We start from the raw sequence: 18,190 nt of genomic DNA, 5'->3' as shown, positions 1-18,190 counted from the left end.
GGTTCTTGTCGTCCGCCGATCGAATTCCTACCAGCTGCAGTGGCCGGCCTTCAACGCGTGATCCTTCAGCGCGAGTGCGTCCAGGAAGGTCGGCACCGAGGCGCTGGCGCGATGATACCCGGCCGGCCACGGCGTGGTCGGGATGCTCTCGTCCCAGATCTGGCACACGCCGCTGTCGTGCCAGCGGACCAAATGATAGCCGGCTTCGGCAGGGCTCGCGGCCACGAAGGCGGCAGCGGCGAGACCGGCGGCAGCGCAAAGCATGGAAATACGACGCATGGATCAGCTCCTCAAAATGAAAGATGTGATGCGCCTCCCGACAATGACGGGGAGGGGGATCGCGGGGCGCCTCAGCTGCGCCCCGGACAAGATGTGAGTAGTTCGGTGTGCTGATCGGGTTCAAAGCGCACGCGCAAAAGCAAAGGGCGGGCTGCTCACGCAACCCGCCCCCGAACCGGACTGGCCGGACCCGATCAGAGCGTGCAGCGACGCTCGGCGCGCATCTTGATCTGGAGGTCGGACGCCTCAGTGAAAGTGGGGAGCGGCTTGCTGACGACCTTGTAGGTCGAGACGCCCCACTGCAGCGGCTTGTAACGGAGGTCCTCGTTCCAGACCTGGCAGATGCCGGTGTTGTCCCAGCGGATCACGTAATAGCCGGTCTTTGCGGACGCGGGCACGGCGAAGACGGAGCTGGCGATGCCGGCGACGGCACAAAGGGCGAAAACGCGACGCATGAAAAAAATCTCCTATGGGAACGTGACGAGGAAACTGGTGCGGCAAAACGGCGCCTCTGGCAAGCCGCGGCAGGGCCGTTCACGGATATGTCAGAAGCGGGGCCGCGTGCTCCGATACGAAAGCGCGAAAACAACCCCATGCACAGTAGAAATCAATGGCCGGCCGAATTCGGTAAAACAAAAATTCGTCTTGACCCGTCGGGCAAAACATCGGCAGGATGGCATCGTGGGGTGATGCGGGTGCCCCTTCATGTTGCCGCCGCGATCGATCAGGTAAATTGCGGTTTCTGATTCGCTATCCCCCGCAGAAAAATAGCCTCCGGAGACGCCCCATGAAGTTTGCTTCCACCTTGCGTGCCGCGCTCGTCGCTTTGGCCGCGCTGGCCGGCCTCACGACCTCGGCGATGGCCGATGGCGGCACCGTGGTGCTGACGATCTACAAGGCGGGCTGGATCATCGGCGGTTCGGGCGGCTCGGGCGTGCTGAACTTCCGAGGCCGCTCCTATGCACTCTCGACCGGCGGCCTCGACTACGGCCTCGTCTTCGGCGGCTCCAAGACCGTGTTGCGCGGCCGTGTCTCCAACATCATCAGGCCTTCCGATGTCGCCGGCGTTTACGGCGCGGCCGGTGCCGGCCTCGCGCTCGGCCGCGGCGCCCGCGCCATCGTGCTGACCAACCAGAAGGGCGCGGTGCTGGAGTTGTCGGGCTATCAGACCGGCCTGATGGCGAATGCGGATCTGAGCGGGCTTGCGATCACGATGCGCTAAACGGTGCATCAACGCCGTCGTTGCGAGCGAAGCAATCCAGAGTTCCTCCGCGGCAACAGTCTGGATTGCTTTGCTACGCTCGCAATGACGGATCGAACTACTTTCCCCCCACCATTGCATGAACCCGCTCGCAATGCGTGACGAGGTTCTTCTGCGCTTCGACGAACGCCTTCAGTGGCGTCGGGATCGGAAAATAATGGATGTTCGCGATGAAGCCGTAGATGCCGGCATCGCAGCTGGTCGGCCGCTCGCCATCGACGAAACCGGTCGCCGGAAGGATCTCGGCGAGTACCTGTAAATCGGCAAGCCCGCGCGCATAGGCCTGCTCCGGCGTGTAGCGGCCGATGCCCTGATAATGATAACGCTGCGCGTTGTAGGCCTTCGCCTTCTCGAATCCATCTACGTCGATCTGCGGATGCTGCGCAATGAAGCCGTCGCGAAACGCGGGATAATAGCGCTCGTCCTTCCAGCGCGAATAGGACATCACCCAGTAGAGATCATCCAGCATGCGCGTGACGAAATGATGGGTGCGGCGCTGCGCCGGCGACAGCGCGGCGTCGATGGTGAGGTGATATCTGGCGATCGCATGCGCAATGATCGTCTCGCTGTCGCCGATGGTCTCGCCGTCGTCGACGACATAGGGAAGCTGCCCGCGCGGAGCCGCGGAGGCATCGAACACATGCTCATGCACGAACGGAACGCCCGACAGTTTCAGGAAGGCGTAGACCTTGAGCCCGTAGCCGTTGTTGTCGGCGACGCCGAACAATTGCGGGTAGGAATAGAGGGTCAGCATGATGGCACCTCTTTGCGCATATCAATCAAGCCGGCCGCCTCTTGAACACCTCTCCCTCCGGGAGGAGGTGATCCAAGTCCACGGCTCACATCGGTTCAATCAATCTCATCTCGCTCTCAGCGCGCTGACAGCTTGGCCTTGTCATCTGTGGTGGCAGCCTGCGCGCGCTTGCTGGAGCGGATCATCAGGAACGAGCCTGAGGTGCCGGGCAGCCGCCAGCGACCGTCGATCTCGGTCGCCTCTCCATTCATGATGCCGTCGTACTGGACGATGTCGAAGCCGTAACCCGGCGGCTCGTAGCGCTTGACGAACGACACGGCGTGGCCTGAGCGATGGCCAGTAATCGAGGCGCTGTGAGTACGCAGCGGGCAGCGCGGGTTCGAGCAGGGCTCGGTCACGCTGCCGCTCAGCGCACCGCCGGCCTCGACCAGCGTCGCCGTGAACGTGACCATTCCCGTGCCGGGCTGGATGTACGTGCCGTCCCAGACACCGGAGAGATCGTCGCTCATTTGCGGCGGCTTCCTCGACATATGCGCGCCGGGTGAGGCCCGGCCGGTCCACTCTGTGCTTCCACTCGAAGTCGTATCGCTGCCGTGAGGCGCTTGCAAGTCTCTGCGTGCGACGTCGATCGATCGGAGAAGGCCTGACCGGCCTTACGAAGCCGGTGATCCGCGTCGCCAATTCGTTTGAGATCGCTATACTGTCTGACCTCAGCAGGATGGTGATCTCATGGCAAGACAATTGGAAGGCAAGATTGCCGCCGTGACCGGGGCCGCGTCGGGCATCGGGCTCGCGAGCACCGAGGCGATGTTGGCCGCCGGCGCGCGCGTGGTGATGGTCGACCGCGATGAGGCGGCGCTCAACGCGCTCTGCGACAAGCACGGCGAGGCCGTGATGCCGCTGGTTATCGACCTCCTGGATCCCGGGGATTGCGCAACGCTGCTCCCGCGCGTCCTGGAAAGGGCAGGGCAGCTCGATATCCTGCATGCGAATGCAGGCAGCTATGTCGGCGGCGATCTGGTCGATGCCGACGTGACGGCGATCGACCGGATGCTGAACCTGAATGTCAACGTCGTAATGAAGAACGTGCACGACGTGCTGCCGCACATGATCGCGCGCCGGACCGGCGACATCATCGTCACGAGTTCGCTGGCGGCGCATTTTCCGACGCCATGGGAGCCGGTCTACGCGTCGTCGAAATGGGCGATCAACTGCTTCGTCCAGACCGTGCGGCGCCAGGTCTTCAAGCACGGCATCCGCGTCGGCTCGATCTCGCCCGGCCCCGTCGTCACCGCGCTGCTCGCGGACTGGCCGGCCAAGAAGCTGCAGGACGCGAGGGACTCGGGCAGCCTGCTTGAGGCCAGCGAAGTGGCTGAAGTCGTGATGTTCATGCTGACGCGCCCGCGCGGCATGACCATCCGCGACGTCGTGATGATGCCGACGAACTTCGATTTGTAGGCGCGGGCTCGTAGGGTGGGTTAGCCGCCCGCAAGCGCGATCGTGAATCAGGCGAAAAATGCAAGGCGTAACCCACCACGTATGTTTCCGCGGCGACAGAAGCGGTGGGTTACGCCGCGCGGCCCGCGCTTCGCGCTTCCGCGCAGCTAACCAACCCTACGAATCAGAACCAATCCACCTCGCAAGCTCCCGCCACGGCTCCAGCGTCCAATGTCCCGACGCCGCCCCCGATGGCGACGGCAGCACGAAGATCTCCGGCAAGCTCGCATCGCGCACCTGCCGCCCCAGCGAAATCGCAGCTGACGCCCGGCCGTAAAACAAGCTCGCTGCCTTCTTGCTCGTGAACGCAATCGTCCGCGGCTGGTACGTCTTCATCTTTGCCCTGAAGCCGGATACGTCGATCGTGTCAGGTGCGATCTGATGATCCATCCCCGCGCCCGATTTGGAGAGATCGGTGAAGCCGATCCCGAGCTCGATCAGCGCGGCGAACTCGCTTGGCTGATAGCGCCGCGGCGTGATGCCGGCCTCGTGGATCGCGCGCCAGAAGCGGTTGCCGGGATGGGCGTAGTAGTGCCCGAGCTCGGCCGAACGCGTCGAGGCGGCGGTGCCGACGAAGACGAGGCGCAGATTTTCGCGGAGCTGGTCGGGGAGGCGGTGCAGATCGCTATCGGACATCTTGAGCCATGGCTACCATCTCCGCAGCATTCATCCTATACCTCGGCGATGGACCGCCAAGCACTGGCCGCCGCCTATGCGGCACCCGGCCGCCAGTACCACAACCTCGCACATATCGAGGACTGCCTCGCCGTGCTCGCGCAAATCGAGGGCCTCTCGGCGAGCGAGCGCGAGATTTTGTCCGAGGCGATCTGGTGGCACGATGTCGTCTACGATCCGACCCGCTTCGACAACGAAGAGCTCAGCGCACAACTGGCCGAACGGCACGTGCGCGCCGACATCAGCAGCGAGGTCGGCCGCCTGATCCGCCTGACGCGGACGCACGAGGTGAAGGCCGACGATCGCCTTGGGGCCATCCTGATCACGATCGACCTCGGCATCCTGGGCGCGGAGCCGGCGCGTTACGACGCCTATGCCGCCGCCATCCGGCAGGAGTTCATCCATGTCAGCGACGCCGACTATCGCGCCGGCCGCGCCGCGGTGTTGCGCCGGTTCGCCGCCCGCCCGGTCATCTATCCCGACTCCAGCTTCGCCGCCACATACGACCGCCGCGCCCGCGCCAATCTCGCGCGTGAATTGGCGGCGCTGAGCTGAGCCGCGTAGCTGCGTAGGGTGGGTTAGCCGCCCACACGCATGGACTTTCAACGCGCGACGGCGCAAGGCGTAACCCACCATGTCTAGAGAGGCTTTGAATGCAAGATGGTGGGTTACGCTACGCTAACCCACCCTACGGACTGGCCTTGGATGCAAAGTGGTGGGTTACGCCACGCTAACCCACCTTACGAGCTGGTGATCCATCCCAGCGCCCGTCTTGGAGAGATCGGTGAAGCCGATTCCAAGCTCGATCAGCGAAGCAAACTCGCCCGGCTGGTAACGCCGCGGCGTGATCCCGACCTCATGGATCGCGCGCCAGAAGCGGTTGCCGGGATGGGCGTAATAGTGCCCGAGCTTCGCCGAGCGCGTCGAGGCGGCCGTGCCGACGAAGACGAGTCGGAGGTTGGGGCGGAGGAGATCGGGGAGGCGGTGCGCTGTGATCATCGAAGTCCGAAGCATAGGAGTTCGAAATGACTGGAATTTACATCTTCCACCCCTCCGGCTTGCTTAGCTTACTCGCCCGGCCTCGAATTTTCTAACGATGTCTGAGTAAACGTCGGTATTGAGCTCCATGTAGTCGAAGAGCACAAACATCGGCGCAAGAATATTCTTGACGTCATCAACCCTGGTGCTTTGCATATCGCCAAGTTCAGCAAAAAATTCAAACGAAGAAACGTCCTCGTTGGTCCTTCGAGATCGAAATAGGCTTCGATTGGGCGAAGCGCTGCCAAGGGTTCGCCCTTTAAAGCCTCTGTGAGTTACTCTGATCTTTACTTGTGTTTCTGAGGGAGCCCCGAGATTGTTATACAGGCGCTCCAAGAACATCAGACTTTCTGTTACCCGCACTATGCGCGTATCAAAGAAGATCTCACTTGGCTTCCGGCTATCCTCGAAAAGACTCTGAAGGAGAAAAAAATCGCCATTCGATCGAAGAGCCCAATAGTCGTAGGATGTTCGTCCATCCTCTTCCTGGTCGCCTATTGAAATTTCTGCTCTGATACCATCCCCGTATGGTCGGGGCCTATATTCCTCGCGATTCTCTAAAGTAACGCCAATTGGCCACCCGAACGTACGAATTTCAGAGTGTTTGACGGCATTCAAGAGCTCAACTTGGGATTTCGCTAGGGGATGCGAAATGCTCGCGCGAAGCTCCATGCATCCCAGCAGCTTGAGCTTTTCAATTCCACCTCGGGCGGCGGCTTCTTCCGATGTGAACCATTGGCTATCAACATTCGGAATTGCTGCTCCTCGGGCCTCGGTGGGTTTCCTCAGGGTAGAAGCCATAGCGGAAGTAGAGAACGGATTTTGTCCGAGGGGCGGTTTCGAAACCGCTGGTGCGCCATGAATGCGTCTGGCGAGTTCGACGAGCTTAACGTCGTAGTCTCCGTCGTCCTCGAAATCGATGTATAGCCGCGGCCCCAAAAACGAGGGGACCTTATTGGTGGGACTGGATCCTCGCAAAATCGGAATGAACTTTATTGTGTCGATTGATTGCACGACTTCACCCGTCACAATGAGGCGCTCGTAACCGACTCCTCCGGTTCCCTTCTCGGATTTTGAAACGTACGAAGCCGAGCAGACCAGAACGACGCAGTCGGCTTCTGTGATCCCTCTTTGCATAAACATGCTGACATCTTGACCAGGGACGAGGTCCCATTGGTCGAGCACGACGTCAACACCCATGTTACGCAGGTCTGATCCGAGTTTAAGAACCCACTGCTTATGTTCATCTGAATCGTGAGAATACGAAATGAATGCCCTAGGCGCCATGAAGCGACCGGACCGATCCTCTCGTCCGCCTTGCACTGATTTGTGAGCCGCTCTTTCGAGAGCGGCTTCGATTTTCGACGTATCAAGCTTCTCGACCATCGCTATTCCGAAGATTCTAAGGGAGCAAATTCTCCCTCGCGACTCTCATAAACATACCATTGATCGACTATTGGTTTGTAGACCTGTTCAAAATAGGTTCTGCTCTTCTTAAATCGCCTCGCAATCACGTCAGCGGGAATGTCGTGGCCGCCCGCCGCTACACGCCGCCGGACACGCTCAAGCGCGTCTTCTTCGGATGCCAATCGCAAATAGACAAGCGCCACATGGTATCCCTGGTTGCGCCAAGCCGCGATCCTGGGAGCGTAGATCAATGTAGCTAGAGTGGTTTCGATAGCAAAATCAAGTTTCTGGCTAACGAGATCATCAATCCGCTTGAGCATCACCCTACCGGCTTGAATATCGGATTGGTCCAGCGTTCCACCCTCCAGGGCCAATCCGCGGGCTATCTCGTCAGCGTTGACAAATTCGAAGCGTAGCCCATCCTTCGAGAGATACTCTCTCGCGAAAGAGGTTTTTCCGGCCCCATTGGGGCCGGCAATGATTATCATGTCGGGCATAGGGCCTAGAGCACCCGATTGCTCTCTTTCACCTTCTCCGCATCGAGATACAAGCTCTCGCCCATCTCCTTGAACTTCGCGCTCATCTTGGCCATGCCGTCTTCGGCGGTGCCGGCCATCGACATGCCCACGCTGTTCGGATCGTTGAGCGTCGCCGCGTAGTCGCGCACGTCCTGCGTGATCTTCATCGAGCAGAATTTCGGGCCGCACATCGAGCAGAAATGCGCGACCTTGTGGGCTTCCTTCGGCAGGGTTTCGTCGTGGAAGCTTTTTGCGGTATCGGGGTCGAGGCCGAGGTTGAACTGGTCGGTCCAGCGGAATTCGAATCTCGCGCGGGAGAGGGCGTCGTCGCGCAGTTGCGCGGCGGGGTGGCCCTTGGCGAGATCGCTGGCGTGGGCCGCGATCTTGTAGGTGATGACGCCGGTCTTGACGTCGTTGCGATCGGGCAGGCCGAGATGCTCCTTCGGCGTGACGTAGCACAGCATGGCGCAGCCGAACCAGCCGATCATCGCCGCACCGATGCCCGAGGTGATGTGGTCATAGCCCGGCGCGATGTCGGTGGTCAGCGGTCCCAACGTGTAGAACGGCGCTTCGCCGCACTCCTTCAGCTGCTTGTCCATGTTGATCTTGATCTTGTGCATCGGCACGTGGCCGGGGCCTTCGATCATGACCTGGCAGCCCTTGTCCCATGCGATCTTGGTCAATTCGCCGAGCGTTTCGAGTTCGGCAAATTGCGCGCGGTCATTCGCGTCCGCGATCGAGCCGGGACGCAGGCCGTCGCCGAGCGAGAACGAGACGTCATACTTGCGCATGAGGTCGCAGATCTCGTCGAAATGCGTGTAGAGGAAGCTTTCCTTGTGATGCGCCAGGCACCACTTCGCCATGATCGAACCGCCGCGGCTGACGATGCCGGTGACGCGGCTGGCGGTGAGGTGGATGTATTGCAGGCGGACGCCGGCGTGGATGGTGAAATAATCGACGCCCTGCTCGCACTGCTCGATCAGCGTGTCCTTGTAGAGCTCCCAGGTCAGCTTCACGGGATCGCCGTTGCACTTCTCCAGGGCCTGGTAGATCGGCACCGTGCCGATCGGCACGGGCGCGTTGCGCAAAATCCATTCGCGGGTGGTGTGGATGTTGCGCCCCGTCGAGAGGTCCATCACGGTGTCGGCGCCCCAGCGGATCGCCCACACCATCTTCTCGACCTCTTCCTCGACCGACGAGGTCACCGCCGAGTTGCCGATATTGGCGTTGATCTTGGTCAGGAAGTTGCGGCCGATGATCATCGGCTCGAGCTCGGAGTGGTTGATGTTGGAGGGGATGATGGCGCGGCCGCGCGCGATCTCTGAGCGCACGAACTCCGGCGTGATGAAGGCGGGCACCGCGGCGCCGAAGCTCTCGCCATCGGCCAGCGCGGCTTCCGCGCGCTCGAGCTGCTGCTTGCGGCCGAGGTTCTCGCGCGCGGCGACGTAGATCATCTCCTTGGTGATGATGCCGGCGCGGGCGAATTCGAGCTGCGTGATCTTGTGGCCGTCGAGGCCGCGCAAGGGCTTGTGATAGGCGCTGAACGCGCGCGCGGCGTTGTCGGTGGAGACGCTGCCATTGTCCTCCGGCTTGATCTGCCGGCCCTCATATTCCTCGACGCCGCCGCGCTCCAGCACCCACTGCTTGCGGTTGCGGGGAAGGCCGGCGTTCACGTCGATGGTCACGGATGGATCGGTGTAGGGGCCCGAGGTGTCGTAAACCGGCAGGTTCGGCTCGCCGGCACCTTCCGACAGGATGATCTCGCGCAGCGGCACGCGCAGATCGGGCGCGGCGTCGGGCGAGGCGAAGATTTTTCGCGAGGAGGGAAGCGGGCCGGTGGTGACGGCGGGGACGGTCTTGTCGGGATTGGAGCGGATGTTCATGGGATCCTCCTTCTAATTGGTATGAATGCTGTCGCTGTCGTCATCCTGAGGTGCGCGCACTTGCGTGCCTCGAAGGATGAAAGAGCCGGGCCGTCGCCCTTCGAGGGCCGCTGAAGAAGCGGGCCACCTCAGGGTGACGGATCAAATGGGGACGGACATGCATCATGCCGCCTCCGTAGCCTGGCCGAGCCACTGCCGTACGCGGGCATCGGGGTCGGCGTTCTGGGTGACGTCGCTGACCACCGCGATGGAATCCGCGCCCGCGGCAAAGATCTCCGCGGCGTGCTCGAACTTGATGCCGCCGATCGCGACCAGCGGGATGTCGCCGATGCGCTTCTTCCATTCCGTGATCTTCGGAATGCCCTGCGGTTCGAAACGCATCGATTTCAGCGTGGTGAAGAAGATCGGACCGAGCGCGACGTAGTCCGGTTTTGCCTTCAGCGCGGTCGCGAGCTCCTCGTCGTCATGGGTGGAGATGCCGAGCGACAGGCCGGCCTCGCGGATGGCCTCGAGGTCTGCGTCGGCGAGATCCTCCTGGCCGAGATGCAGATATTTTGCGCCGGCGACGATCGCGGCGCGCCAATAGTCGTTCACCACCAGCTTGGCCTGCGTGCCTTGCGTGATCGCCAGCGCGTCGGTGACGATCTGCAAGGCCTGCGCGTCGTCGAGATTTTTCGCGCGCAGCTGGATGGTGCCGACGCCGAGCTTGGTCAGGCGCTCGACCCAGGCGAGGCTGTCGACGACGGGGTAGAAGCGATCAGGATACGCGTTGCGATCAGGATACGCGTTGCGATCAGGATACGGCATGCCAGAACGGGGTCCCAACGACAGGGGTGGAGGGGGAGGCGAAGTCGCGGGCGTTCATCAGCCCAGCCTCAAACGCGGTGCGGCCGGCCTCACAGCCGAGGCGGAAGGCTTTCGCCATCGCGACGGGATCGGCGGCCTTGGCGATCGCGGTGTTGAGCAGCACGGCGTCGTAGCCGAGCTCGAGCGCTTCGGCGGCGTGGCTCGGCGCGCCAATGCCGGCGTCGACCACGAGCGTGATGTCGGGCAGCCGCTCGCGCAGCAGCTTCAGCGCATCGCGGTTGATGATGCCCTTGGCGCTGCCGATGGGAGCTGCCCAGGGCATGACGACTTTGCAGCCGGCATCGACCAGCCGGTTCGCGACCGAGAGGTCTTCGGTGCAATAGGGGAACACTTCAAAGCCGTCCTTGATCAGCATGGTGGCGGCTTCGACGAGGCCGATGACGTCAGGCTGCAGCGTGTCGTTGTCGGCGATGACTTCGAGCTTGATCCAGGTCGTGCCGAACAATTCACGCGCGAGCTTGGCGGTGGTCACGGCCTCGCGCACGCTGCGGCAGCCGGCGGTGTTCGGCAGCACTGATACGTCGAGCTCGCGGATCAGCTTCCAGAACGCGTCGCCCGTTTTGCCGCCGGCGGATTCACGCCGCAACGACACCGTGACGATGTTCGACCCGGAGGCGCGGATCGCGTCCTGCATGATCGCAGGCGAGGGATAGAGCGCGCTGCCGATCAGCAGGCGGGAGGCGAAGGTTTTGCCGTAGAAGGTCACCATGTCCGAGGTGTCTCCTTGAATGACAGTGTCATCCCCGCGAAAGCGGGGATCCAGTACTCCGCGGCGGCGCGGCTGGAATCGCGAAGCCGCGGCGTACTGGATCGCCCGGTCAAGCCGGGCGATGACAGCTGAGTGTGGGGCGCGAGCTGCATCTTCCTCACCCTCCCTGCCGCGGCGTGATGATCTCGATCTCGTCGCCGGCCTTGAGGTGGGTCTCGGCCCAGCGGCTTTTCGGCACGACGTCGTAATTCAGCGCGATGGCGAAATGGGTGCCCTCGTAGTCGAGCTCCGAGAGCAGCGCGTCGACGCTGGCCGAGTTTATCTCCCGCTGCTCACCATTCACGATCACGCGCATTGCATCACCTCATTGTCGATCTGGCCGCGCTCGACATAGGCGAGCGTCAGCTCGGCAAGCGCGGGGGCAAGCAGGAAGCCGTGGCGGTAGAGCCCGTTGACGCTGATCTTGCCGCCGCGCACGCCGATGCGCGGCAAATTGTCCGGATATGCCGGGCGCAGGCCCGAGCCGAATTCGACGATGCGCGCCTCGCCGAACGCCGGATGCACGGCATAAGCCGCGCCCAAGAGCTCCAGCGCGGAGCGGACGCTGACGCCGGTATCCTCGGTCTCGATCGAGGTCGCGCCCAGCATGAACAGATTGTCCTCGCGCGGGATCACGTAGAGCGGCCAGCGCGGATGGATCAGGCGGACCGGGCGCGCCAGCTGCACCTCGCTGGTCTCGATCAGGATCATCTCGCCCTTGACGCCGCGCAGCGCGCTTTGCTCGTCGCGCGCGGACAGGCCGCGGCAGTCGATCACCAGGCCTTCGGGATCAAGGTTGGCGAGATCGTTGGCGCTGACATCGCTGCCGAACCTGATGGTGCCGCCGGCGGCGACGATGCGCGCGTGCAGTTTCGGCAGCACGCGGCGCGGCTCGACATGACCCTCGGTCGGGAAGAACAACGCATCGCGGAAGCGGCCCTCCAGCGACGGCTCGAGCGCGGCAAGGCCTGCGGCATCAAGCCGGCGGTGCCCCTCGGTCATCCGGGCAAAGCGCTCGAAGTCGTTGCGCTCGCGCGGATGGGCGACGACCAGCGAGCCGTTGAAGGGCGTATCCGGCAGCTCGCGCCGCCAGATGTCGAGCGAGCGCAGGCCGAGCCTGGAAATGACGGGTTCGGCGACCTCCGCCTCGCAATAGGGCGCGAGCATGCCGCCCGCCCAATGGCTGGTGGAACCGGCCATGGCGGCGTCACCGCGCTCGTGGAGCGTCACGGCATGGCCGGCCTGCGCGAACAACAGCGCCTGCCACGCGCCCGCAATGCCTGCGCCGATGATGGATACCGGTGAATCCGCTCGCTTGGTCGTCTGCAACATCCCTGTCCCTTCGCCGGCATGACCCGGATCAGGTTCAAAGGGTCACCGCGGTCCTGGGCAGGCTTGCTGAAGTGCAGGCTTGCCCGTTTAGCGGTATCTCAGCTCCTCCTCGGAGCACCCCTCGGAACGGCTCTAATGTAGGCTTGTGGGGGCCTGTGTCAACGCGTTATCGGTCGTCATGCCCGGGCTCGTCCCGGCCATGACGGTGGCTAGCGGTTGGGCGCCTGCGCCCGCGCGTTGCGGAGGTGATCGGCGAGCTTCCGGTGCGGCACGGTGCCGAACATCGGCTGCGGATTGCCATTGGGCTCGAGCCAGGCCTGGTTGCTCGTCTCGAAGCTCGCCTGTTGCACCATCTCCTGCCGCTGACGCTTTGCAGCGTAGTAATAGCCGCCCGCGAAATAGCGCACGGCGCGGTCGTGGTCGCCATTGGCGGCGTGGTAGGCGCCCGCGAGATATTTCACCGCATAGGTGAGATTGGTGTTGGGGTCGCGCAGGCCGGCGGCATCGCCGGTGTAGCCGAGGCCGCGGGCGGTCGCGAGCTTGATCTGCATCAGCCCGATGGTGCCGCCATGGCCGACCAGGCCCGGCTGATAGCGGCTCTCGCGCATGATGACGCGATGCACCAGCGCCTCCGGCACGCCGTTGGCGTGCGCATGCATCGCGACCATCCCGGCGTATTCGGCCTGGCCTGCGACTGCGGCTTGCGGCGACACCAGTCCGGCCGCAATGAAGGCGGCGACGCGTAAGATTTTCATTTAAATGTTCCTCGGCCGAACGGACCTGCGCCCATGCGCGTTAGGCCGTGGGAACACGGCGATGATGTGGCGAAACGCCGCCAGCGGTGATTTTCGCCGAGCCGTCGTTTTTACGACTCAAACCTGGGTTAGCTTCAGCGCCGGCGGAGTGCAGGACGCGACAGCAGGTCTGTCCATTCCTGCATTCGCCCAAAAATCCCTAAGCAGCATTCGGGAGGACGTCCATGACCCGAGCAGAAATCGGCGACATCCCCACGCAGAACCCGTGCGCACAATGCGGCGCGCCGATCGCGCAACCCGACTGGATCGAGCAGGGCGAAGGGCGAGTGTCCTATCTCTGGACATGCCACGCCTGCAACTATCGGTTCGAGGCCATCGCGATCTACGACGAGCCCGCCGTCGAATATCCGCCGCTCGCAGCCTGAGTTGCCTTAAGAGGGCATGATCGTTCCGGAAAGCCGCTTCACGCTTTCCCGATCATGCCTACGCAGCCAGCCGCGGCTGCTGCCGAACAGGCAATTGCATCCGCACGATCAGCCCGTGCGGCTGGCCGTCGTGCAGCGACAGCTCGCCGCCATGGGCGAGCGCGATCGACAGGCCGAGGCCGAAGCCGGTGGAATCGTCCATCGTGCGCGCGTCGTCGCCGCGCACGAACGGCTCCAGCATCTCGTGCTTGCGCGCGTCCGAAATGCCGGGGCCGTCGTCCTCGACGTCGATGACGAGCCTGGTGTCTGATACGTCGAGGCGGATCGTCACCTCGGCGCCGAAGCGCACGGCGTTCTCGACCAGATTGGTGACGCCGCGATGCAGATCGTCGGGGCGCGCGGCGGCCGTCGCCGATGAAGGGCCGTCATAGTGCACGACGTGGCCCATGTCGCCGAACTGGTCGGCAATGAGCTGCAGCGTGCTGGCGATATCGACCAGCGTGATCGCTTCGATCTTGCGGTCGTTGCGCAAGAGCGACAGCACGCTTTCCAGCATCGAGCGCATCTGGTCGAGGTCGATCAGCATGCGCTTGCGGTTGCTCTCGTCCTCGATGAACTCGGCGCGCAGGCGCAGCCGCGTGATCGGTGTGCGCAGATCGTGGCTGATCGCGGCCAGCATCTTGGTGCGATCCGACATCAGCCGTGCGATCCGCTCATGCATGCGGTTGAGCGCGCGGGCGACGGAGCGGATCTCCTCGGGGCCGCGCTCGGGCAGCGGATCTGCCTCGCCGTCCAGGCTGAAATTCTCGGCCGCCTTGGCAAAGGACGACAAGGGCGTCGCCAGCGCGCGCGCCGCCCACAGGCCGAGCACGCTGATGCAGATGAAGGCGGTCATCAACGTGATCAGCCACGGCGCGCCCCAGAACCACGGACGCTGACTGCTCTCGACATGGCCCGCGATCACGGTGCCGTCAGGCAATTGCACGCCGATGCGACGGGCGCCGCCCCGGGGCGCGAGCTGCACCACCTTGTAGCCTCGGCCGAGATGGCGACGCAGCCCGTGCAGGTGCTGGCTGTCGCCGTCCTCGATCACGTCAGCCGTGCCGGGCGCGTGCGTCTCCAGATCGAGCTTCGGGAAGGCGCGCGCGAGATCCGCGATCAGGCGCGGTCGGTCGTCCGGCCTGGCCGAGCCGAGCAGCAGCGCTGCATCGGTCAGCTGATGCGCGCCGTCGGGCGGCGTGTCGGCATGGTCGGGCCGGCTCATCAGGAACGCGGTGGTGACGACGAGATGCAGCGTGACGGTCGAAGCCAGCACCAGCGCGGCAATCTGGCCGCTGATGCCCTTGAGGTGGAAGAACCCGAACGGCTTCATCGTCCAAATCCCCCTCAGTTGCTCGGGGGCGTCGTAACCGCTTCCGTTCTGGGCGTAAACAGATAACCGCCGGAGCGCACCGTGTTGATGATGGTGGGGTCGGCCGGATTGGGCTCGATCTTGCGGCGGATGCGGCTGACCAGCACGTCGATGGAGCGCTCGAACGCGCCGGTGCTGCGGCCCTGGGTCAGGTCGAGCAGGCTGTCGCGCGACAGCACGCGGCCGGGACGCTCGCAGAAGGTCCGCAGCAGGTCGAACTCGGCGCTGGTCACGGCGACGCGTGCGCCTTCCGGATTGCGCAGCTCGCGCAGGCGCAAATCGATGCGCCAGCCTTCGAAGGCGAGCGTGGATGCGCCCTCGATCGAGCTTGCGGCCCGGGCGGAGGCCTGGCGCCGCAGCACGGCGTTGATGCGGGCGAGCAGCTCGCGCGGGTTGAACGGTTTCGGCAAATAATCGTCGGCGCCCATCTCGAGGCCGACGATGCGGTCGACGTCCTCGCCGCGCGCGGTCAGCATGATGATCGGCGTCTGTGCTTCCGAGCGCACCTTGCGGCACAGGCTGAGACCGTCCTCGCCGGGCAGCATGACGTCGAGGATGATGAGATCGACGCGGTGGTCGGCCATGGCACGCGACATCTCGCGGCCGTCACTCACGGCGGTGACGTTGCAGGCGTTGTTGCGCAGATATTTCGCGATCAACGTCCGGGTTTCGCGGTCGTCCTCGACGACCAGGATGTTGGGAGAGGGAACGGCCATGGGCCTTGTTTGTCCAAGATTCGGGCCAAAAGGCGAAGATTTTTGTTTCAGTTTGTTTCCGGCCTCATCTCCGCAACACCCCGCAAACGACGCGTCTCCGCACGGCAAGGTCGCGTTAAGCCCGTTAACCACAGCGTGGCGCAGTCGCGTCCGAAACCCGCAAAAGCCACCGTGCCATCATGACTTCGATTTCAGCGGCCTCCGCCAGCCAACACCCGCCTTCGCCAAGCGGCCCGGCGGCGCGGGCGGCCCGCCCCCCGGTCCGCCGCCGTCGGATGACGGCTCTTCGGATTCGTCGTCGACGGATCCGACGAGCAGCAACTCCACCGACGGCAGCACGGCCAAGATCCTCGAGCAGTTTCTCCAGGCGCTGCAGCAGTCGCAATCATCGCGCTCGTCCTACGGCGCCAATGGCAGCGCGACGGGCTCGTCGAACAGTTCGGATTTTTCGGCGCTGCTGATCGACGCCAGGAGCTGACCTGCGCGACCCCGGTCGGCGCGTTCCTCGCCGCGAACATGCTTCATCCCAGGGCGCATGATCGTCGGCGGGGAACCGTCGTCCCCACGTTCCTGAGCAGGAACTTTCTTCGCGCCGCACCGCCGCGAGCATGCAACGGATGGGGCAACGAAATTGCCGCACGCGAGGAACTGGGCGTGGCCGTGGCTGTTCTCTCCGCACAAGTTTTCTGCTGAAGGAGAGGACAACAATGTTGATCAAATCAATCGCCGCCGGCCTTGCCGGCACCGCTTTGCTTGCGACCGTTGCGTTTGCGCAAAATCCCTCCACCACCGACAAGGCGCCCACCGCTTCGACCGCGACCACCCCGGCGACGAGTACGTCCGGTGAATGGCGTACATCGAAGATGGACGGCATCAAGGTCTATAACGATGCCAACGAGAACATCGGCTCGATCAACGATCTGCTGATGGACAAGAGCGGCAACGTCAAGATCGCCGTGATCGGCGTCGGTGGCTTCCTCGGCATGGGCGAGCATCTCGTCGCCGTGCCCTATGAGAAGCTGAAATTCGTCAATGAGGCCGTGGCCTCAACCAGCACCACGACGAACCCGAACGCCAAGCCGGCTGCGACCACGACCACCGGTGCTGCGACCGGCACCGAAAAGACGGCGACCACCACGAGCAGTTCATCGTCCAAGTGGTATCCTGATCACGCCGTGTTCAACGCGACCAAGGACCAGCTGAAGAACATGCCCGAGTTCAAGTACTCGGAGTAAATAGGATCACGTGAGTGCCTAAAGCGAAGCGCGCCCGGTTCGTCACCGGGCGCGCTGTCGTGTCTTTTTCTCACTTCACCAGCGGGCAGCCGCCTTTGTCGAGCGGGCGGAAGGCTTCGTCGCCGGGGACGGTGGCGATCAGCTTGTAGAGATCCCAGTCGCCCTTGGACTCTTCCGGCTTCTTCACCTCGAACAGATACATGTCGTGGACCATGCGGCCGTCGATGCGGATCTTGCCGTTCTTGGCGAAGAAGTCGTTGACCGGCGTCTTGCGCATCTGCTCCATCACCTTCGGCGCTTCATCGGTCTTGATGGCTTCGATCGCCTTCAGATAGTGCATGGTCGCTGAATAGAGGCCGGCCTGGATCATGGTCGGCATGTGGCCGACCTTGTCGTTGAAGCGCTTCGAGAAGGCGCGCGTCTCGTCATCCCTGTCCCAGTAGAACGCGTCCGTGACGATCAGGCCCTGGGTTGCCTTGATGCCGAGGGAGTGGACGTCGGTGATTTCCAGCAGCAGCGCGATCATCTTCTGTCCGCCTTGCGTGAGACCGAACTCGGCCGCCTGCTTCAGCGCATTGGTGGTGTCGCCGCCGGCATCCGCCAGCGCGACCACCTTGGCCTTGGAGGCCTGGGCCTGGAGCAGGAAGGAGGAGAAGTCCGAGGAATTGAGCGGATGCCGGACGTCGCCGAGCACCTTGCCACCGCTCTCCTTGACGACGTTGGCCGCGTCGCGCTCGAGCGCCATGCCGAAGGCGTAGTCGGCGGTGATGAAGAACCAGGTATCCTCGCCGCGCTTCACCATCGCCTTGCCGGCGACGTTCGACAACGCATAGGTGTCGTAGGTCCAGTGCACCGTGTTGGGTGAGCAGGCCACGCCGGTGATGTCGGAGGAGCCGCCGCCGGAATTGATGTTGATCTTGTTCTTCTCGCGCGTCAGCGCCGAGATCGGCAGCGCCACCGAGGACGTCGGCACGTCCATGACCGCGTCCACCTTGTCGTTGTCGTACCAGTTGCGGGCGATGTTGACGCCGACGTCGGGCTTGTTCTGGTGATCGGCGGACACGATCTCGATCGGCACGCCTGCGACCTTGCCGCCGTAATCCGCCACCGCCATCTCGACAGCGGCGAGCGAGCCCTTGCCGGTCGCGTCGGCATAAAGGCTCGACATGTCGGTGAGCACGCCGAGCTTGACGACGTTATCGGAAATCTGCGCCTGCGCCGTGCCGCAGGTGGCGGCGATGGCGAAGCCGGCCGTGACCGCGGCGATGAGTTTTTGCATGTCGTTTCTCCCTCAGCGTTGTTGTTCGGGGCTTGTTTGCGGGGACCCTTGTAGCGAGAAACGGTCGCGCGGGCAAAGGCAGGGAGGCATGCAGAGGGCTAGGAAATAAG

General features: G+C 63.3%; 22 protein-coding genes, 1 pseudogene and 1 riboswitch. Of the genes and pseudogenes, 6 read left to right on the top strand and 17 right to left on the bottom strand.

Annotation, left to right across the window (positions count from 1 at the left end; genetic code table 11):
• Positions 1–27: 27 nt before the first annotated feature.
• Positions 28–279: a hypothetical protein gene (locus ACVIIW_RS01415; RefSeq protein ID WP_456699105.1), complete on the bottom strand. Its 252-nt coding sequence runs from the start codon at positions 277–279 to the stop codon at positions 28–30.
• Between the two features lie 194 nt (positions 280–473).
• Complete coding sequence (locus tag ACVIIW_RS01410; RefSeq protein ID WP_456699104.1) at positions 474–734, bottom strand: hypothetical protein; 261 nt, start codon at positions 732–734, stop codon at positions 474–476.
• Between the two features lie 332 nt (positions 735–1,066).
• Between ACVIIW_RS01410 and ACVIIW_RS01405 the strand changes: the two genes are divergently transcribed.
• Complete coding sequence (locus ACVIIW_RS01405; protein WP_456699103.1) at positions 1,067–1,501, top strand: hypothetical protein; 435 nt, start codon at positions 1,067–1,069, stop codon at positions 1,499–1,501.
• A gap of 97 nt (positions 1,502–1,598) precedes the next feature.
• Here the strand turns inward: ACVIIW_RS01405 and ACVIIW_RS01400 are convergent, their stop codons facing one another.
• Complete coding sequence (locus ACVIIW_RS01400) at positions 1,599–2,294, bottom strand: glutathione S-transferase family protein (protein ID WP_456699102.1); 696 nt, start codon at positions 2,292–2,294, stop codon at positions 1,599–1,601.
• 116 nt (positions 2,295–2,410) lie between these two features.
• Positions 2,411–2,803: a hypothetical protein gene (locus ACVIIW_RS01395; protein WP_456699101.1), complete on the bottom strand. Its 393-nt coding sequence runs from the start codon at positions 2,801–2,803 to the stop codon at positions 2,411–2,413.
• A gap of 220 nt (positions 2,804–3,023) precedes the next feature.
• Here ACVIIW_RS01395 and ACVIIW_RS01390 point away from each other — a divergent pair, with 220 nt between their 5' ends.
• A complete protein-coding gene (locus tag ACVIIW_RS01390) occupies positions 3,024–3,752 on the top strand; it encodes an SDR family oxidoreductase (protein ID WP_456699100.1) in 729 nt (242 codons plus the stop codon).
• 156 nt (positions 3,753–3,908) lie between these two features.
• Here the strand turns inward: ACVIIW_RS01390 and ACVIIW_RS01385 are convergent, their stop codons facing one another.
• Positions 3,909–4,427, bottom strand: coding sequence for a mismatch-specific DNA-glycosylase (locus tag ACVIIW_RS01385; protein WP_456699099.1), 519 nt, complete (start codon positions 4,425–4,427; stop codon positions 3,909–3,911).
• A gap of 48 nt (positions 4,428–4,475) precedes the next feature.
• Here ACVIIW_RS01385 and ACVIIW_RS01380 point away from each other — a divergent pair, with 48 nt between their 5' ends.
• Positions 4,476–5,021: an HD domain-containing protein gene (locus tag ACVIIW_RS01380; RefSeq protein WP_456699098.1), complete on the top strand. Its 546-nt coding sequence runs from the start codon at positions 4,476–4,478 to the stop codon at positions 5,019–5,021.
• A gap of 189 nt (positions 5,022–5,210) precedes the next feature.
• On the opposite strand, the pseudogene ACVIIW_RS01375 reads toward ACVIIW_RS01380, so the two are convergent.
• The 9 genes and pseudogenes from ACVIIW_RS01375 to ACVIIW_RS01335 all read right to left on the bottom strand — a co-directional run.
• Positions 5,211–5,465 (bottom strand): annotated as a pseudogene (locus ACVIIW_RS01375) (mismatch-specific DNA-glycosylase); the annotation flags it as partial.
• Between the two features lie 63 nt (positions 5,466–5,528).
• Positions 5,529–6,890 (bottom strand): toll/interleukin-1 receptor domain-containing protein, encoded by a 1,362-nt coding sequence (locus ACVIIW_RS01370; RefSeq protein ID WP_456699097.1) that lies wholly within the window; start codon positions 6,888–6,890, stop codon positions 5,529–5,531.
• Between the two features lie 2 nt (positions 6,891–6,892).
• On the bottom strand, positions 6,893–7,408 hold the full coding sequence (locus tag ACVIIW_RS01365) for an AAA family ATPase (protein ID WP_456699096.1): 516 nt from the start codon (positions 7,406–7,408) through the stop codon (positions 6,893–6,895).
• Between the two features lie 5 nt (positions 7,409–7,413).
• Complete coding sequence (thiC, locus tag ACVIIW_RS01360; protein WP_456699095.1) at positions 7,414–9,312, bottom strand: phosphomethylpyrimidine synthase ThiC; 1,899 nt, start codon at positions 9,310–9,312, stop codon at positions 7,414–7,416.
• A 162-nt stretch (positions 9,313–9,474) separates the two neighbouring features.
• Positions 9,475–10,119: a thiamine phosphate synthase gene (locus ACVIIW_RS01355; protein ID WP_456699094.1), complete on the bottom strand. Its 645-nt coding sequence runs from the start codon at positions 10,117–10,119 to the stop codon at positions 9,475–9,477.
• Positions 10,106–10,888: a thiazole synthase gene (locus tag ACVIIW_RS01350; protein ID WP_456699093.1), complete on the bottom strand. Its 783-nt coding sequence runs from the start codon at positions 10,886–10,888 to the stop codon at positions 10,106–10,108. The genes ACVIIW_RS01355 and ACVIIW_RS01350 overlap by 14 nt, the downstream gene beginning before the upstream one ends.
• 157 nt (positions 10,889–11,045) lie before the next feature.
• Positions 11,046–11,243 (bottom strand): sulfur carrier protein ThiS, encoded by a 198-nt coding sequence (gene thiS, locus ACVIIW_RS01345; RefSeq protein WP_092228243.1) that lies wholly within the window; start codon positions 11,241–11,243, stop codon positions 11,046–11,048.
• Positions 11,234–12,259 carry an FAD-dependent oxidoreductase gene (locus ACVIIW_RS01340; protein ID WP_456699092.1) on the bottom strand — a complete coding sequence of 342 codons (1,026 nt, stop codon included), beginning with the start codon at positions 12,257–12,259 and terminating at the stop codon, positions 11,234–11,236. Before ACVIIW_RS01340 ends, thiS begins: the two co-directional genes overlap by 10 nt.
• A riboswitch (TPP riboswitch) is annotated at positions 12,247–12,391 on the bottom strand. It overlaps the preceding gene by 13 nt.
• Positions 12,392–12,468: 77 nt before the next feature.
• A complete protein-coding gene (locus tag ACVIIW_RS01335; protein ID WP_456699091.1) occupies positions 12,469–13,014 on the bottom strand; it encodes a transglycosylase SLT domain-containing protein in 546 nt (181 codons plus the stop codon).
• 224 nt (positions 13,015–13,238) lie between these two features.
• Between ACVIIW_RS01335 and ACVIIW_RS01330 the strand changes: the two genes are divergently transcribed.
• On the top strand, positions 13,239–13,439 hold the full coding sequence (locus tag ACVIIW_RS01330; protein ID WP_456699090.1) for a hypothetical protein: 201 nt from the start codon (positions 13,239–13,241) through the stop codon (positions 13,437–13,439).
• Between the two features lie 58 nt (positions 13,440–13,497).
• On the opposite strand, the gene ACVIIW_RS01325 is transcribed toward ACVIIW_RS01330, so the two are convergent.
• Both ACVIIW_RS01325 and ACVIIW_RS01320 read right to left on the bottom strand, forming a co-directional pair.
• Positions 13,498–14,811, bottom strand: coding sequence for an ATP-binding protein (locus ACVIIW_RS01325; RefSeq protein ID WP_456699089.1), 1,314 nt, complete (start codon positions 14,809–14,811; stop codon positions 13,498–13,500).
• Positions 14,812–14,825: 14 nt separating this feature from the next.
• Positions 14,826–15,566 carry a response regulator gene (locus ACVIIW_RS01320; protein ID WP_456699088.1) on the bottom strand — a complete coding sequence of 247 codons (741 nt, stop codon included), beginning with the start codon at positions 15,564–15,566 and terminating at the stop codon, positions 14,826–14,828.
• Here ACVIIW_RS01320 and ACVIIW_RS01315 point away from each other — a divergent pair.
• Positions 15,565–16,044 carry a hypothetical protein gene (locus ACVIIW_RS01315; protein ID WP_456699087.1) on the top strand — a complete coding sequence of 160 codons (480 nt, stop codon included), beginning with the start codon at positions 15,565–15,567 and terminating at the stop codon, positions 16,042–16,044. The genes ACVIIW_RS01320 and ACVIIW_RS01315 overlap by 2 nt on opposite strands.
• 229 nt (positions 16,045–16,273) lie before the next feature.
• Positions 16,274–16,801, top strand: coding sequence for a PRC-barrel domain-containing protein (locus ACVIIW_RS01310; protein ID WP_456699086.1), 528 nt, complete (start codon positions 16,274–16,276; stop codon positions 16,799–16,801).
• 70 nt (positions 16,802–16,871) lie between these two features.
• Here the strand turns inward: ACVIIW_RS01310 and ACVIIW_RS01305 are convergent, their stop codons facing one another.
• Complete coding sequence (locus tag ACVIIW_RS01305) at positions 16,872–18,080, bottom strand: ABC transporter substrate-binding protein (RefSeq protein WP_456699085.1); 1,209 nt, start codon at positions 18,078–18,080, stop codon at positions 16,872–16,874.
• Between the last annotated feature and the right edge of the window lie 110 nt (positions 18,081–18,190).

This window comes from Bradyrhizobium sp. USDA 4449 (genome assembly GCF_054056275.1).
Note: the sequence above shows the minus strand (reverse complement) of the source record. Positions and strands in the feature narration are given on the sequence as shown.